The organism is Cupriavidus nantongensis (assembly GCF_001598055.1).
Classification (GTDB): Bacteria; Pseudomonadota; Gammaproteobacteria; order Burkholderiales; family Burkholderiaceae; genus Cupriavidus; species Cupriavidus nantongensis.
Genome location: NZ_CP014845.1, coordinates 743,706 through 756,633 on the forward strand (window position 1 = coordinate 743,706; position 12,928 = coordinate 756,633).

General features: G+C 68.9%; 12 protein-coding genes. 10 read left to right on the top strand and 2 right to left on the bottom strand.

What is annotated here, in order from left to right; all coding sequences use genetic code 11:
* The first annotated feature begins 288 nt into the window (after nucleotides 1–288).
* The 10 genes from A2G96_RS24615 to A2G96_RS24655 all read left to right on the top strand — a co-directional run bounded on the left by A2G96_RS24615 (nucleotide 289) and on the right by A2G96_RS24655 (nucleotide 10,129).
* The gene (locus A2G96_RS24615; RefSeq protein ID WP_231909737.1) at nucleotides 289–1,044 is read left to right on the top strand and encodes a sulfite exporter TauE/SafE family protein; all 756 of its coding nucleotides are present in this window, start codon (nucleotides 289–291) and stop codon (nucleotides 1,042–1,044) included.
* A gap of 57 nt (nucleotides 1,045–1,101) precedes the next feature.
* Nucleotides 1,102–2,034, top strand: coding sequence for an ornithine cyclodeaminase family protein (locus A2G96_RS24620; protein ID WP_062802819.1), 933 nt, complete (start codon nucleotides 1,102–1,104; stop codon nucleotides 2,032–2,034).
* Nucleotides 2,035–2,211: 177 nt separating this feature from the next.
* A complete protein-coding gene (locus A2G96_RS24625) occupies nucleotides 2,212–2,943 on the top strand; it encodes a TenA family transcriptional regulator (protein ID WP_062802820.1) in 732 nt (243 codons plus the stop codon).
* Nucleotides 2,944–2,968: 25 nt separating this feature from the next.
* Complete coding sequence (locus A2G96_RS24630) at nucleotides 2,969–4,414, top strand: aldehyde dehydrogenase family protein (RefSeq protein ID WP_062802821.1); 1,446 nt, start codon at nucleotides 2,969–2,971, stop codon at nucleotides 4,412–4,414.
* Nucleotides 4,415–4,442: 28 nt separating this feature from the next.
* Nucleotides 4,443–4,922 (top strand): GlcG/HbpS family heme-binding protein, encoded by a 480-nt coding sequence (locus tag A2G96_RS24635; protein WP_012356388.1) that lies wholly within the window; start codon nucleotides 4,443–4,445, stop codon nucleotides 4,920–4,922.
* Between the two features lie 21 nt (nucleotides 4,923–4,943).
* Complete coding sequence (locus tag A2G96_RS24640; protein ID WP_062802822.1) at nucleotides 4,944–5,954, top strand: 2Fe-2S iron-sulfur cluster-binding protein; 1,011 nt, start codon at nucleotides 4,944–4,946, stop codon at nucleotides 5,952–5,954.
* Between the two features lie 70 nt (nucleotides 5,955–6,024).
* Nucleotides 6,025–6,735 carry a GntR family transcriptional regulator gene (locus A2G96_RS24645; protein ID WP_062802823.1) on the top strand — a complete coding sequence of 237 codons (711 nt, stop codon included), beginning with the start codon at nucleotides 6,025–6,027 and terminating at the stop codon, nucleotides 6,733–6,735.
* 107 nt (nucleotides 6,736–6,842) lie between these two features.
* Nucleotides 6,843–7,019, top strand: coding sequence for a hypothetical protein (locus A2G96_RS33925; RefSeq protein ID WP_165835205.1), 177 nt, complete (start codon nucleotides 6,843–6,845; stop codon nucleotides 7,017–7,019).
* A gap of 258 nt (nucleotides 7,020–7,277) precedes the next feature.
* Nucleotides 7,278–8,780: an amidase gene (locus A2G96_RS24650; protein ID WP_062802824.1), complete on the top strand. Its 1,503-nt coding sequence runs from the start codon at nucleotides 7,278–7,280 to the stop codon at nucleotides 8,778–8,780.
* Between the two features lie 44 nt (nucleotides 8,781–8,824).
* A complete protein-coding gene (locus tag A2G96_RS24655) occupies nucleotides 8,825–10,129 on the top strand; it encodes an MFS transporter (protein WP_062802825.1) in 1,305 nt (434 codons plus the stop codon).
* 34 nt (nucleotides 10,130–10,163) lie between these two features.
* Here A2G96_RS24655 and A2G96_RS24660 read toward each other — a convergent pair whose 3' ends face one another.
* Both A2G96_RS24660 and A2G96_RS24665 read right to left on the bottom strand, forming a co-directional pair.
* Nucleotides 10,164–11,126, bottom strand: a complete 963-nt coding sequence (locus A2G96_RS24660; RefSeq protein WP_062802826.1) for a Bug family tripartite tricarboxylate transporter substrate binding protein — start codon at nucleotides 11,124–11,126, stop codon at nucleotides 10,164–10,166.
* Nucleotides 11,127–11,195: 69 nt separating this feature from the next.
* A complete protein-coding gene (locus A2G96_RS24665) occupies nucleotides 11,196–12,797 on the bottom strand; it encodes a sulfatase family protein (RefSeq protein ID WP_062802827.1) in 1,602 nt (533 codons plus the stop codon).
* Between the last annotated feature and the right edge of the window lie 131 nt (nucleotides 12,798–12,928).

Here is a 12,928-nt window from a genome sequence, read left to right on the forward strand (position 1 = left end):
CGGTTCCATCGGACTGCGTTGGTCCGTGTCGGTATACTATATTCCAGAGTGATTCCACGCCAAGCGATTTCTCATCGGGACTTACGCGGATTCCGGATCGGTGCAAAGTGCCTGGAAGCCGCACATTTATTGGGCTTCCTCGATTGCCGAAGGCTGTGTGATGGTGCATCGGTCCGCCTCTGAGTTGCCGGCTGGCATGTCGATATGTAGACTGTATACCAACTTAAACTTGAAATCCGGCGCCAGCCGTTTCGCCGCCATGCCATTCCCCTGCCGATGACCGACGCCATGCCCGCCGCCTTGCAGACGCTGCTGCCTGCAGGTCTTTCCGCTCCGGACTACCTGTGGATGGGCGCGCTCATCCTGGCCGGCGCCTGCCTGCAAGGCGTGGGCGGGATCGGCTTTGCCATGCTGTGCGCGCCGCTCGGCGCGATCTTTTTCCCGGAGCTGGTGCCGGGGCCGCTGCTGGCGATGGGTTGCTGCCTGTCGCTGATGGGCGCGCTGCGCGAACGCGACGCCATCGTCTGGCCGGTGGCAGGCTTTGCGCTGGTCGGGCGGGCAGTCGGCGGCGCCGCGGCGGTGCTGACCATCGCCTGGCTGGCGCCGGGGCCGCTGGCGGTGCTGTTCTCGTTGTCGATCCTGGCCGCGGTGGCGCTGAGCCTGCTCGGCTGGCGGCTGCTGCCGGGCGCGCGCAACGTGGTGATCGCCGGCACGCTGTCCGGCTTCATGGGGACCATCACCTCGGCCGGCGCGCCGCCGTTCGCGCTGGTCATGCAGCACATGGCGCCCGCGCCGATGCGCGCGACCATGGGCACCATCCTGTCGGGCGGCGCGGTGCTGTCGCTGGCGATGCTGACGCTGGCCGGGCGCTTCGGCATGCCGCAACTGTTGCTGGCACTGGCACTCGCGCCGTTCCTGCTGGCCGGCTTTGCGCTGTCGAACCGGCTGCGCGGGCGCGTTTCCGCCCAGGCCGTGCGCCGCTTGCTGCTGGGCCTGTGCGCGGCCGGCGCGCTGGGCGTGCTCGGCCGCGCGGCGTTTGCCTGAGGCGGCGTGCCCATGCGGATTTCCTGCTTTCCCAACTAACCCACCAGCGGAGTTTCCATGCAGCACATTACCGACGCCATGATCGACGCCCATGTCACCCCGGCAGCCGCCCTCGAGGTCATGGCGTCCGCCTTTTCCAGCTTCGGGAGCGGCGATGCCGCGATGCAGGCGCGGATCCGCACCGAGGCGGGCGGCGTCAAGCTGTCGACGCTGGGGGCGGTAATCCCGCAGCAGGGCGTGGCCGGGGCCAAGGTCTACACCACCATCAACGGCCAGTTCTCCTTCGTCATCCTGATCTTCTCGTCCGAAGACGGCCGCCCGCTGGCTTCGTTCGATGCCGGCGCCATCACGCGGCTGCGTACCGCGGCCTGCACCACGCTGGCGGCGCAGCGGCTGGCCCGCGCCGGCGCGCGCACGCTGGCGCTGTTCGGTGCCGGCACGCAGGGCGCGCAGCACGCGCGCCAGCTCAGCGCCACGCTCGGGCTCGAGCGCATCCTGGTGTCCGATCCGCACGCCGACGCTGGCATGCCGGAACGGCTGTCGGAGCAGTGCGGCATCCCGGTGGCCCTGGCCGAGCCCGATGCCGCGGTGGCCGAGGCCGACATCATCGTCACGGCCTCGCGCGCGACCACGCCGTTGTTCTCCGGTGCGGCGATCCGGCCCGGCGCGTTCGTCGCCGCGATCGGCTCGAGCCTGCCGCACACGCGCGAACTGGACGACACCGCGCTGCGCCGCGCCGCTGCCGTGGTGGTGGAGTGGCGGCCGCAATCCAACCGCGAGGCCGGCGATATCGTGCTGGCCGGCCCCGGCGCGCTGCCGCCAGAAAAGATCGTCGAGCTGGCCGACGTGGTGCTCGGCAAGGTATCGCCGCGGCAGCGCGATGACGACATCGTGATCTACAAGTCGGTCGGCGTGGGGCTGGAAGACGTCGCGCTGGCGGGATACGCGTGGTCGCGTATCGCGGGCGAGGCGGATAGCCGCGCTGGCTGACGCTCGCCGCCTCGACAGTCTCGGGTAAACACTGATGTAGATGAGTCAACAGAGCCCTTGTCGTGGTCGATTGACTGTATATAGTATACAAACATGCCGGGACCGCTCCAAAGCAAGCTTGTTTCCGGCATTCCCACCCATCGCATCGCCCCACATCGCCAACCAGGAGCCCCCGTCATGGCCGAACTGATGAACCGCGAAGATTTCCGTGCCGCCCTCGAAGCAGCCATCAAAGGCAAGAGCGCCAACCAAGCGCCGTTCAGCGTGGCCTGGGCCAGCGGCAAGCTGACCCGCGCCCATCTCGCGCGCTGGGCCGAGAACCACTATCACTACGTCGGACCGTTCGCGGATTACCTGGGCTACATCTATGCGCGCACGCCGGACCGCTACACCGAGGCCAAGGACTTCCTGCTGGCCAATATGTACGAGGAAGAGATCGGCGGCGACCGCCACACCGACCTGCTGATCCGTTTTGCCGAAGCGTGCGGCACCACGCGCGAGCGCGTGATCGACCCGGACAATATGTCGCCCACCACGCGCGGCCTGCAGAGCTGGTGCTACGCGGTGGCGATGCGCGAGGACCCGATCGTGGCCGTGGCCGGCCTGGTGGTGGGGCTGGAATCGCAGGTGCCGTCGATCTACCGCAAGCAGACGCCGACGCTGCGCGACAAGTACCAGTTCACCGACGAAGAGGTCGAGTTCTTCGACCTGCATATCGTCTCGGACGAGATCCACGGCGAACGCGGCTACCAGATCGTGCTGGAGCACGCCAACACGCCGGAACTGCAGCAGCGCTGCCTGAAGATCTGCGAGATCGGCGCACAGATGCGGCTGCTGTACACGACCGCGCTCTACCACGACTACGTCGAACAGGAGCTGCCGCTGCCGGAACTGGACATGGCGGCCTGAGCGGCGCCGCGCAACGGAATCGACCATGACTGTGTTCCTCAACCATATCGACGGCGAATGGACGGCCTGCCAGTCGGGCCGCACCTTCGACAACGTCAACCCCGCCGACAGCGCCGACCTCGTCGGGCGCTTCCAGGCGTCGTCCGCGGTGGACGCGCAGGCGGCCGTGGCGGCCGCGGCCGCGGCCTTTGCCGGCTGGAAGAAGACGCCGGTCGGCAAGCGCGCCGCCATGCTCAACCGCGCCGCCGACCACCTCGAAGCCAATGCCGACAGCATCGCGGCGGAACTGACGCGCGAGGAAGGCAAGGCGCTGGCACTGGCGCGCGACGAGGTGCTGCGCTCGGCCCAGACGCTGCGCTTCTATGCCGTGGAAGGGCAGACCTTCACCGGCGAGGTCTATCCCAACGACGATCCCGACCAGCTGGTCTACAGCCAGCGCGAGCCGCTCGGCGTGGTCACGGTGATCGCGCCGTGGAACTTCCCGGTGTCGATTCCCGCGCGCAAGATCGCGCCGGCGCTGATGACCGGCAACACGGTGGTGTTCAAGCCTTCGTCCGAGGCGCCGCTGTCGGGCTACCGGCTGGCCGAGGCGCTGGTGCAGGCGGGCCTGCCCAAGGGCGTGCTCAACTTCATCACCGGCAGCGCCGCCGAGATCGGTGCCGCCATCACCGAGGCGCCTGCGGTGCGCGCGATTTCGTTCACCGGCTCGTCGCGCGCGGGCGAGCAGATCCACCGCGCGGTGCCGCTGACCACGCGCACGCAGATGGAGCTGGGCGGCAAGAACCCGCTGATCGTGATGGAGGATGCCGACCTGGACCGCGCGGTGGACCTGACCATCAAGGGCGGGTTTTCGCTGTCGGGGCAGGCGTGCACCGGTACCAGCCGCGTGCTGGTGGCCGAGGCGGTCAAGGCGGCCTATACCGAGCGCCTGCTGGCCAGGGTTGCAACGCTCAAGGTCGGCAGCGGCATGACGCCGGGCATGGACCTGGGCCCGCTGGCCTCGCAAAAGCAGCTGGAAACCGTGCTGCGCTACATCGACATCGGCAAGGCCGAGGCGACGCTGCTGTGCGGCGGTGCGCGGCTGACCGGCGGCGATTACGACAAGGGCTACTACGTCGCGCCGACGGTATTCACCGACGTGACGCAGCCGATGCGGATCGCGCGCGAGGAGATCTTCGGGCCGGTGATCGCCATCCTCGGCTTCACCGACTATGCCGACGCCATTGCCAAGGCCAACGATACCGAATACGGCCTGGCCGCGGCCATCGTCACCAGCAACCCGCGCTACATCCACCACTTCGCCAACGACATCGAGGCGGGCACGGTGAAGATCAACCGCACCACCACCGGCAACCTGGTCAACGCGCCGTTCGGCGGGCTGAAACGGTCGAGCACCTCGACCTTCCGCGAATCGGGCCGCACCGGGCTGGAGTTCTATACGCAGGTCAAGACGGTCTACCGGGGCGCCTGAGCTCGGGCCGTCGCAAGGAGTCACAAACATGAAGAAAGCCATCAAGCTGGAACTGCGCGAAGCGCGCCATATGGTTGCTGCCGCGATCCGGCGCTCGGAAGAGATCGGCGTGCTGGAGTCGATCTGCGTGGTCGACGAGGGTGGTTATCCGCTCGCGCTCGAGCGCATGGACGGCGCCCGCATCACCGGGCCGCAGATTGCGTGGAACAAGGCGTTCACCGCCGCGGGCCACAAGCGCTCGACCCATCTGTTCACCACGCCGCCGAACGGGCCGGCGCTGCCCGGCAACGAGGCCTTCGGCATCCAGTGGAGCTTCGAGGGCAAGTTCGCCGCCTTTGTCGGCGGCTTCCCGATCGTCGTCAACGACGAAGTGATCGGCGGCATCGGCCTGTCCGGCGGCAACGGCGAGCAGGACACGCAGGCCGGCCTGGCCGCGCTGCAGGCGCTGGCCGAACTGCTGGCACCGCAGGACCTGCGGGTGCTGGTGCAGGCCGACATCAAGAAGTAAGCACGCTTGCCGGGAGCTTCCATGTCGTACCGCATCCAGGTTGCCGAAACGGAGCAGGTCTTCCTTGTCGAGCGCGGCGAGACGCTGCTGCAGGCGGCGCAGCGCGCCGGCGTTGCCTTGCGCCACGACTGCCAGCTGGGCGGCTGCGGCACCTGCCGCATCCGCCTGCTCGACGGACAGGTGCGCTACGACGAGGAACCGTTCGGCCTGGCCCCCGACGAGGCCGCGGCCGGTTACGCGCTGGCGTGCCAGGCGCAGCCGCAGGCCGACCTGGTCATCAGCACCGCGCGCGACGACGAGGCCTGCGCCGAACCGGCGCGGCATCGCGCGGTGGTGCGGGGGCTGCGCCCGCTGTCGGCCGACGTCATGCACGTCGAGCTGGAGGTGCCCGACGCCGGTGCGCTGGACTACCGGCCCGGCCAGTATCTGAAGCTGTTGAGCGCCGACGGGCTTGCGCGCAGCTTTTCGATGGCTTCGGTGCCGCGCGACGGGCATATCGACCTGCATGTGCGGCGCATTCCCGGCGGCGCCTTTACCGATGGCATCCTGCCGCGCATGCGCGCCGGCGATGCGATCGAGGTCGAGTTGCCGCTGGGCAGCTTCTTCTACCGTGCCCAAGATTACCGGCCGCTGCTGATGGTGGCCACCGGCACCGGCCTGGCGCCGATCAAGGCGATGCTGGAATCGCTGATGGACGATCCCGACTGCCCGCCGGTGTCGTTGTACTGGGGCATGCGGCAGGCGCAGGACCTGTACCTGCACCGCGAGATCGCGGCCTGGGGCGAACGGCTCTACGAGTTCCGCTACGCACCGGTGCTGTCGCGCGCGGGGGCGGACTGGCAGGGCCGGCGCGGCTATGTGCATGACGCGGCGCTGGCCGACCTTGGCGACCTGGGCGACCTGAGCGAATACGCGATCTACCTGTGCGGCTCGCCCGACATGATCCGTGACGCGCGTGCCGCGTTTATCGCGCATGGGGCCAGCCCCGACCACCTGTACGCCGACAGCTTCACGTTCCAGCACCCTTGTTAAGACATGGCGGTATGCATAAATGGCTGGTATACAATGACGCCAGCCTTTCCGCTTACGCCTCTGCCGACCCATGTCCCTGACCCCATCTCCTGCCGCGCCCGCCGAGTCGCTGAGCCTCGGTGCCAGCCACTCGCCGCTGTTCGCCCTTGTTACCGACAAGCTGCGCGAAGGCATCCTGAACGGCAAGTACGCGCCGGGCGAACGACTGGTGGAGAACAAGCTCTCGGCGGAACTGGGCGTATCGCGCATCCCGGTGCGCGAGGCCCTGCGCGCGCTCGCCAGCGAAGGGCTGGTGGTGATCGAGCCGCGCCGCGGCGCGACCGTGGCCAGCCTGTCGCCGGTGATCGCGCGCGAGATGGTGGAGGTGCGCGCCACGCTGGAAGGGCTCAATGCGAAGCTCGCCGCGCAGCGGCGCGATCCGGCGCTGGTGGCGGAGCTGGAAAGCGTATTGCGGCAGGGCATGGAGGCCGCGGCGCAGGGCCGCGCGGATGAACTGCTGGCGCTCAATACCCGCTTCCACGAAGTGCTTGGGACCATCGCCGCCAACAGCGTGCTGCAGGAAATGATGCGTTCGCTGCGCGAGCGCACCGCGGTGCTGTTCGGCCCGGCCAACGTGGTGCGCGCGCGCCAGAACTGGGACGAGCACGCGCAGATCCTGCAGGCGGTGATCGCCGGCGACGCCGACCTCGCGGCGCTGCTGGCCGCGCGCCACGTCTACAGCGCCGCCAAGGCAGCGGACCTGCCGGTGGACGGGCAGGGCAGTGCGGTGCAGGCGGCCTGAACTCTCAGCTGGCATTGATGCCCGCCCAAAGGGCATGCCGTGCCCCGATATGACGCAGTGCACCAATTGAGTGTATACTGTAGTCATACAAGGTCACGAGATTTGCCATGCAGTCTTCCGAACAACGCTATCTTTCGCAACCCGTCGGCCAGCAGTTGCTGGGCCACTTTGCCGCGCGCGATGCGGTGCGCCATGCCACCCCGCTGGTGCCGCTGCGGCTGCGCGATATCGGCCGCTTCTTCCTTGCGCTGGGCGGCCGCGCGCCGCGCCGCGGCCATTGCTGACCGATACTGAATGACCGCGCGGCGGAGCCCCGCCGCGCGATCCGGGTCGTTCCCGCCTTCCTCCCTGGCACGCGTCCTGCGCGCCATCCTTCCCTGTCATCCCCACACCTTCGCACGCCGCTCACGGTGTCCGCGCGCGCAATGTCCTTGCACTGCGCGCGATACGGAATATAGTATACCAACGCAGTCGAAGTAGGCCTGAGCCCCTCATACGCGCCCACCGCGCCGCACGCGCGCGGATCACGACAAGGAGCCGATGTGAACCTGCCGGAATGGACGACTGGCGGCTTCCCGCCGCTATGGGAGGTGGCGCAGCGGCTTGCCGATGGCACGGTGTCGTCGGAACAACTGGTGGATGTGTGCGAGGCGGCGCAGCGGCAATGGCACGGCACCATCAATGCGCTGGTGCTGTCGGATTTCGATGCGGCCCGCGCGGCCGCGCGCGACAGCGACCGGCGCCGCCGTGCCGGCCACGCACGCGGCGCGCTCGACGGCGTGCCGTTCTCGGTCAAGGAGTCATTCGACGTCGCCGGCTGGCCGACCACCTGCGGCAATCCGGCGCTGCGCGGGCACGTGGCCCAGCGCGACGCTTTGGTGGTGCAGCGGCTGCGCGACGCCGGCGCGATCCTGCTCGGCAAGACCAATGTCCCGCTGGGCCTGCGCGACTGGCAGAGCTACAACGCGATCTACGGCACCACGCGCAACCCGCACGACCCGACGCGCACACCGGGCGGCTCGTCCGGCGGCAGCGCCGCGGCGGTCTGCGCCGGCCTGTCGTTCTTCGACGTGGGTTCCGACATCGGTTCCTCGCTGCGCAATCCGGCGCACTACTGCGGCATTTTCTCGCTCAAGCCGAGCCACGGGCTGGTGCCGCTGGCCGGCCACGGCACCGGTGCCGCGCGCTTCGGCGAGCAGGACATCAATGTCGCCGGCCCGCTGGCGCGCAGCGCGCGCGATCTGGAACCAGTATTGCACGTCATCGCGGGCCCGCACGGTGACGACGCGCTGCCATACCGCCTGCAGTGGCCGGAATGCCCGCACCGCCGGCTCGCCGACTTCCGCATCGCCGTGCTGCCCACCCATGCCCAGGCCGAAGCGGACGGCGAGGTCGCCGCGCAGATCGAGCAACTGGGCCACTGGCTGGCGGAGCAGGGCGCCCACGTCGGCTGGCACGAACGGCCGGACTTCGACGCCGCCGAGCTCTGGCATGTCTACGTAACGCTGCTGCGCGCCACCACCTCGGTCCACATGGATGACGCCGCCTTCGCCGATGCGCTGGCCCGCAGCGCCACTGCCACCGCCGGCGATCACGACTACGCGACCCTGCAGTACACCGGCGCGACGCTGCGCCACCGCGACTGGCTGCGCCTGCAGGTGGCGCGCGAACGCTTTGCCGCCGCATGGCGCAGCTTCTTCACCCGCTACGACGTGCTGCTGTGCCCAGCGGCCGCGACCACGGCGTTTGCGCTGAACGAGGCCGGCGAGCCGTGGCAGCGCATGCTCACCGTCAACGGCCGCCCGCAGCCGATGACCACGCAGTTGTTCTGGGCCGGCCACTCCGGGCTGTGCGGGCTGCCTTCCGCGGTGGCGCCGATCGGCCCCGGTGCCGGCGGATTGCCGGTCGGCGTGCAGATCGTCGCCGGCCGCTACCAGGATCTCACCGCCTTGCGTTTTGCCTGCCTGTTGGAGGAAGCGGGCTATGCGTACCGGGCGCCGAAGCCGCTGAGGCCGTCGCAATCCGCCGCGGCGCACCGCAACTGACCACAACCAACCACAACACATCACACACCACAGGGGAGGGGATCATGTTCGATTGGTTCCGTGATTTATCGCGCATGGAGCGCAAGGGATTCTATGGCGCGTTCCTGGGGCATGCCGTCGACGTGTTCGACTTCATGATCTATTCCTTCCTGATCTCCACGCTGCTGACGCAGTGGGGCATGAGCAAGTCGACTGCCGGGGCCATCGTCACGTGGACGCTGGTGTCGTCGCTGGTCGGGGCCATCGGGGCCGGCATCCTGGCCGATCGCTACGGCCGCGTGCGCGTGCTGCGCTGGACCATCATCGTCTTTGCGGGCGCTTGCTTCCTGTGCGGGCTGGCGCAGTCGCCGGAGCAGCTGATGGTATTCCGCATGATCCAGGGGCTGGGGTTCGGCGGCGAGTCGTCGCTGTGCATGGTGCTGGTGACCGAGATGATCCGCAACCCGGCGCACCGCGGCAAATACTCGGGCTTTACCGCGAGCAGCTATTCCTTTGGCTGGGGCGCGGCGGCGATCGTCTACGCGATCACGTTCAGCGTGCTGCCGGCGGAGACGGCATGGCGCGTATGCTTCTTCCTCGGCATCCTGCCGGCGCTGGTGGTGATCTACCTGCGCCGCAACCTGGAAGAGCCCGAGATCTTCCTGAAGAGCCGTGCCGCCGGCAACCAGGGCTCGGCGCTGGCCGGACTGGGCCGGCTGTTCCGCGGGCCGCTGCTGGCCAAGACGCTGCTGTGCAGCCTGCTGTCCGGCGGCATGCTCGGCGCTTACTACGCCATCGCCACCTGGCTGCCCACCTTCCTGAAGACCGAGCGCGGGCTGTCGGTGTTCGGCACCAGTTCCTACCTGACGGTCACCATCATCGGTTCGCTCGCCGGCTACGTGGCGGGCGCCTATGCCACCGACCGCTGGGGCCGGCGACTGACGTATATCGTCTTCGCCGCGGGCGCGTTTGTCGCCGCGCTGGTCTACATGGTGATCCCGGTGTCCAATACGTCCATGCTGTTTCTCGGCTTCCCGCTGGGCGTGTTGATGCAGGGCGTGTTTGCCGGCATCGGCGCGACCATCGCCGAGTCCTATCCCAACGATGTGCGCGCGACCGGCTATGGCGTCTCGTACAACGCCGGCCGCGTGATCGGCTCGCTGTTCCCGCTGTCGGTGGGATGGCTCAGCTCGGGCCACACCTCGCTGCCGACCGCGATCGCGATTGTCGCGGGGGTCGGCTATGCGATGGTGGTGGTGGCCGCGGCGCTGCTGCCCGAAACCACCGGCATGGACCTGGAGCAGGCCGGCGGCAGCGGCGGCAAGGAAGACGCGGCGCCGCTGGCGCGGCCGGCGGGGACGGTGGCCTGAGCGCAGCCGCGCGCCAGGGCAGGTGCTGGCGGCCTCAATCCAGCGAGATCGCCAGCTTGCGGATCAGCTCTCCCCAACGCTTGCTGCCCGCGCCCAGCCACTGTGCCGCCTGGGCGCCGTCGCTGGCCTGCGGCCGCACGCCCTGCGCTGCCAGCGTGCGCTGGAACCCGGCATCGGCGAAGATGGATTTGAGTTCTTGCTCCCAGCGCGCGCGGATCGGGGCGGGCATGCCCGCGGGCGCCAGCATCACGAAAGCAAACTCGGCGTCAAAGCCCGCGACGCCGGCTTCGGCCACGGTGGGCACGTCCGGCAGCAGCGGATCGCGCTTGTTGCCGGAAACCGCCAGCGGCACCAGCTTGCCGCTGCGGATGTACTGCACCGCCGTGGGCGTGGCCAGGAAGCCGGCCGGTACCTGGCCCGCCAGCACGTCGCTCAGCGCCGGCGCATTGCCCTTGTAAGGGACGTGGGTGGCGGGGATGCGGGTGCGCACCTTGAGCATCTCGAAGGCGATATGGCCGGGCGACGCGATGCCCGCCGACGCATAGGACAGGTCCTTGCTCCGGGCCAGTGCCAGGAACTGGTTCAGGTTGCCGGCCTTCAGGTCCGGATGCGTCACCAGCACCTGGTTGAAGGTGCCGGCCAGCCCGATCGGCTGCAGGTCGCGCACCGGGTCGAATGCCATCTTGCGGTAGGCGAACGGGTTGACCGTCACCAGCGTGTCGGTCGACATCAGCAGCGTATAGCCATCGGGCGCGGCGCGCGCGGCGGCTTCCGCGCCGACATTGCCGCCGGCGCCGGCGCGGTTCTCGACCACCACCGGCTGCCTGAGGTCACGCCCGGCGCGCTCGGCGACGAGCCGGGCCACGGTATCGAGCGGGCCCCCGGCCGGGAAGTTGACGATCAGGCGTACCGGGCGCGACGGGTACGCGTCCTGCGCGTGCGCGGGCACGGCGGCCAGCAATGCGATGGCGGGCAGGAAGGGGGTGAGGCGGGTCATGCTTTGTCTCCGTCGATATCGTTATCGGTATGGCAGCCGCTGTGGACGGCTCTGCTGCAGTCGCTGGCCTCAGGCCAGCGCGGTCGGGTTGGGGCTGGCGTCGCTATGCGCGATCATCGTCTGCACCAGCTCATGCAGCAGTTGCTGGCGCGTATCCGCCAGTGCGGGTTCGTGCCAGAGGTTGCGCGATTCCGTCGGATCGTGGTCCAGGTCGTACAGCTCGCCCCAGTCCGCGCCTTCGTAAACGCTGAGCCGGTAGCGTGCCGTCTGCAGCGTGCGCATGCGCGTGCGCATCGGGAAATCGAACAGCGTGCGCTGGTTCTCTTCTTCGATCAGCAGCGCCTCGCGCGGCAGCGACTGGCCGGCGATGGCCGGCAGCAGCGACAGGCCCTGGATGCCGTTGTAAGGCAGGCAGCCGGCACGCATCAGGATGGTGGGGGCGATATCGATGGTCGAGCACAACGCCTGGCTGCGTGCCGGCGCCGTCACCGCTTGCGCCCGTGCCTCGGGTTCGGACCACAACAGCGGCGTGCGTATCAGGCCCTGGTAGTGCAGCGGGCCTTTCCACAACAACTGATGGTCGCCGAAGAAGTCGCCATGGTCGCTGGTGAACAGCACCACGGTATTGCGGTCCAGCCCAAGCGCCGCCAGCCGCGCCATGACGCGGCCGATGGTGTCGTCGATATGCGCGATCGAGCCGTAGTTGAGCGCCAGCGCCTCGCGCGCCTCGCGTTCGGTGCAGGCAAACATCGCCGGCGTGTGCTTGACCGCGCGCCCGGCGTCGCGCTGCGCATGCATCCAGCGCAGGTGGGGCGGCGCCAGTGCGGCATCGTCATGGAACGACGCGGGCAAGCGCATGTCCTCGGGCCGGTACATGTCCCAGTAGCGGCCGGGCGGGGTGAACGGGTGGTGCGGATCGGGAAACGAGCACTGCAGCATGAACGGCGCGTCTTCCTGCGCATACTGCTCCAGCAGGTCGATGGTGCGCGCGCCGATCCAGGCCGTGGTCGACAGCGTTTCGGGCACGCGCGTGCGCCAGGCCTGGCGCGCGGCGGACAGCGCGTAGTCCGGGGTAGGGATGGCATGCGCTTGGCCGCACAGGGCCGCGACCTCGGGGTGGTGCTGTTCCAGCCAGCGGCGGTAGTGGCCGCCGGTGGTGTCGCCGTGGTCGATCACCAGTTGCACGTCGCCGAAGCCATAGAACGGCAGGGACATGTCGAAGCCCGCATCGTCGCGCCAGGCCGGGCCCCACTCCTGGTCGAAGCGGCCTGCTTCGGGACGGCGTGCCTCGCCATCGGTGGGCGGGTCTTGCGGGCGCGGCCATACCGGCGGCAGGCCGGTCATGTTCTGCAAGTGCGACTTGCCCACCAGCCCGGTGCGGTAGCCCGCCTCGCGCAGCCGCTCGACGAAGGTGACTTGCGACAGCGGCAGCGGAATGCCGTTGTGGCGGGCGCCGTGTGCCGACGGCATCCGCCCGGTCAGCAACGACGCGCGGTTGGGCATGCAAATCGGCGAAGCCACGTAGCAGCGCTCCGCCACCCAGCCATGCCGGCCCAGCCGGTCGATATTGGGCGTGCGCACCACGTCGTTGCCGTAGAGGCCGAGGTGGTCGGCGCGGTGCTGGTCGGTGATGAAGAGCAGGAAGTTGGGGCGGGAGGGCGGTCGGGTCATCGGTCGGGTCATGCCGGTGGGGTGCGGGTTTGACCAGGGCCCGTGCTGGGCGCTGGGGCGCGGCGGATGCGTGCTGGGGGCGGCCGTCGAAAAAATTATGGCATCGGCAGCGATGATGCGGAAATGATTAA

Bases quoted from the DNA above. Each gene is read 5' to 3' on its own strand.
- A2G96_RS24615 (WP_231909737.1), top strand. From the start codon at position 289: ATGCCCGCCGCCTTGCAGACGCTGCTGCCTGCAGGTCTTTCCGCTCCG.
- A2G96_RS24655 (WP_062802825.1), top strand. From the start codon at position 8,825: ATGTTCGATTGGTTCCGTGATTTATCGCGCATGGAGCGCAAGGGATTC.
- A2G96_RS24620 (WP_062802819.1), top strand. From the start codon at position 1,102: ATGCAGCACATTACCGACGCCATGATCGACGCCCATGTCACCCCGGCA.
- A2G96_RS24645 (WP_062802823.1), top strand. From the start codon at position 6,025: ATGTCCCTGACCCCATCTCCTGCCGCGCCCGCCGAGTCGCTGAGCCTC.
- A2G96_RS24630 (WP_062802821.1), top strand. From the start codon at position 2,969: ATGACTGTGTTCCTCAACCATATCGACGGCGAATGGACGGCCTGCCAG.
- A2G96_RS24665 (WP_062802827.1), bottom strand. From the start codon at position 12,797: ATGACCCGACCGCCCTCCCGCCCCAACTTCCTGCTCTTCATCACCGAC.
- A2G96_RS24640 (WP_062802822.1), top strand. From the start codon at position 4,944: ATGTCGTACCGCATCCAGGTTGCCGAAACGGAGCAGGTCTTCCTTGTC.
- A2G96_RS24625 (WP_062802820.1), top strand. From the start codon at position 2,212: ATGGCCGAACTGATGAACCGCGAAGATTTCCGTGCCGCCCTCGAAGCA.
- A2G96_RS24635 (WP_012356388.1), top strand. From the start codon at position 4,443: ATGAAGAAAGCCATCAAGCTGGAACTGCGCGAAGCGCGCCATATGGTT.
- A2G96_RS33925 (WP_165835205.1), top strand. From the start codon at position 6,843: ATGCAGTCTTCCGAACAACGCTATCTTTCGCAACCCGTCGGCCAGCAG.
- A2G96_RS24660 (WP_062802826.1), bottom strand. From the start codon at position 11,126: ATGACCCGCCTCACCCCCTTCCTGCCCGCCATCGCATTGCTGGCCGCC.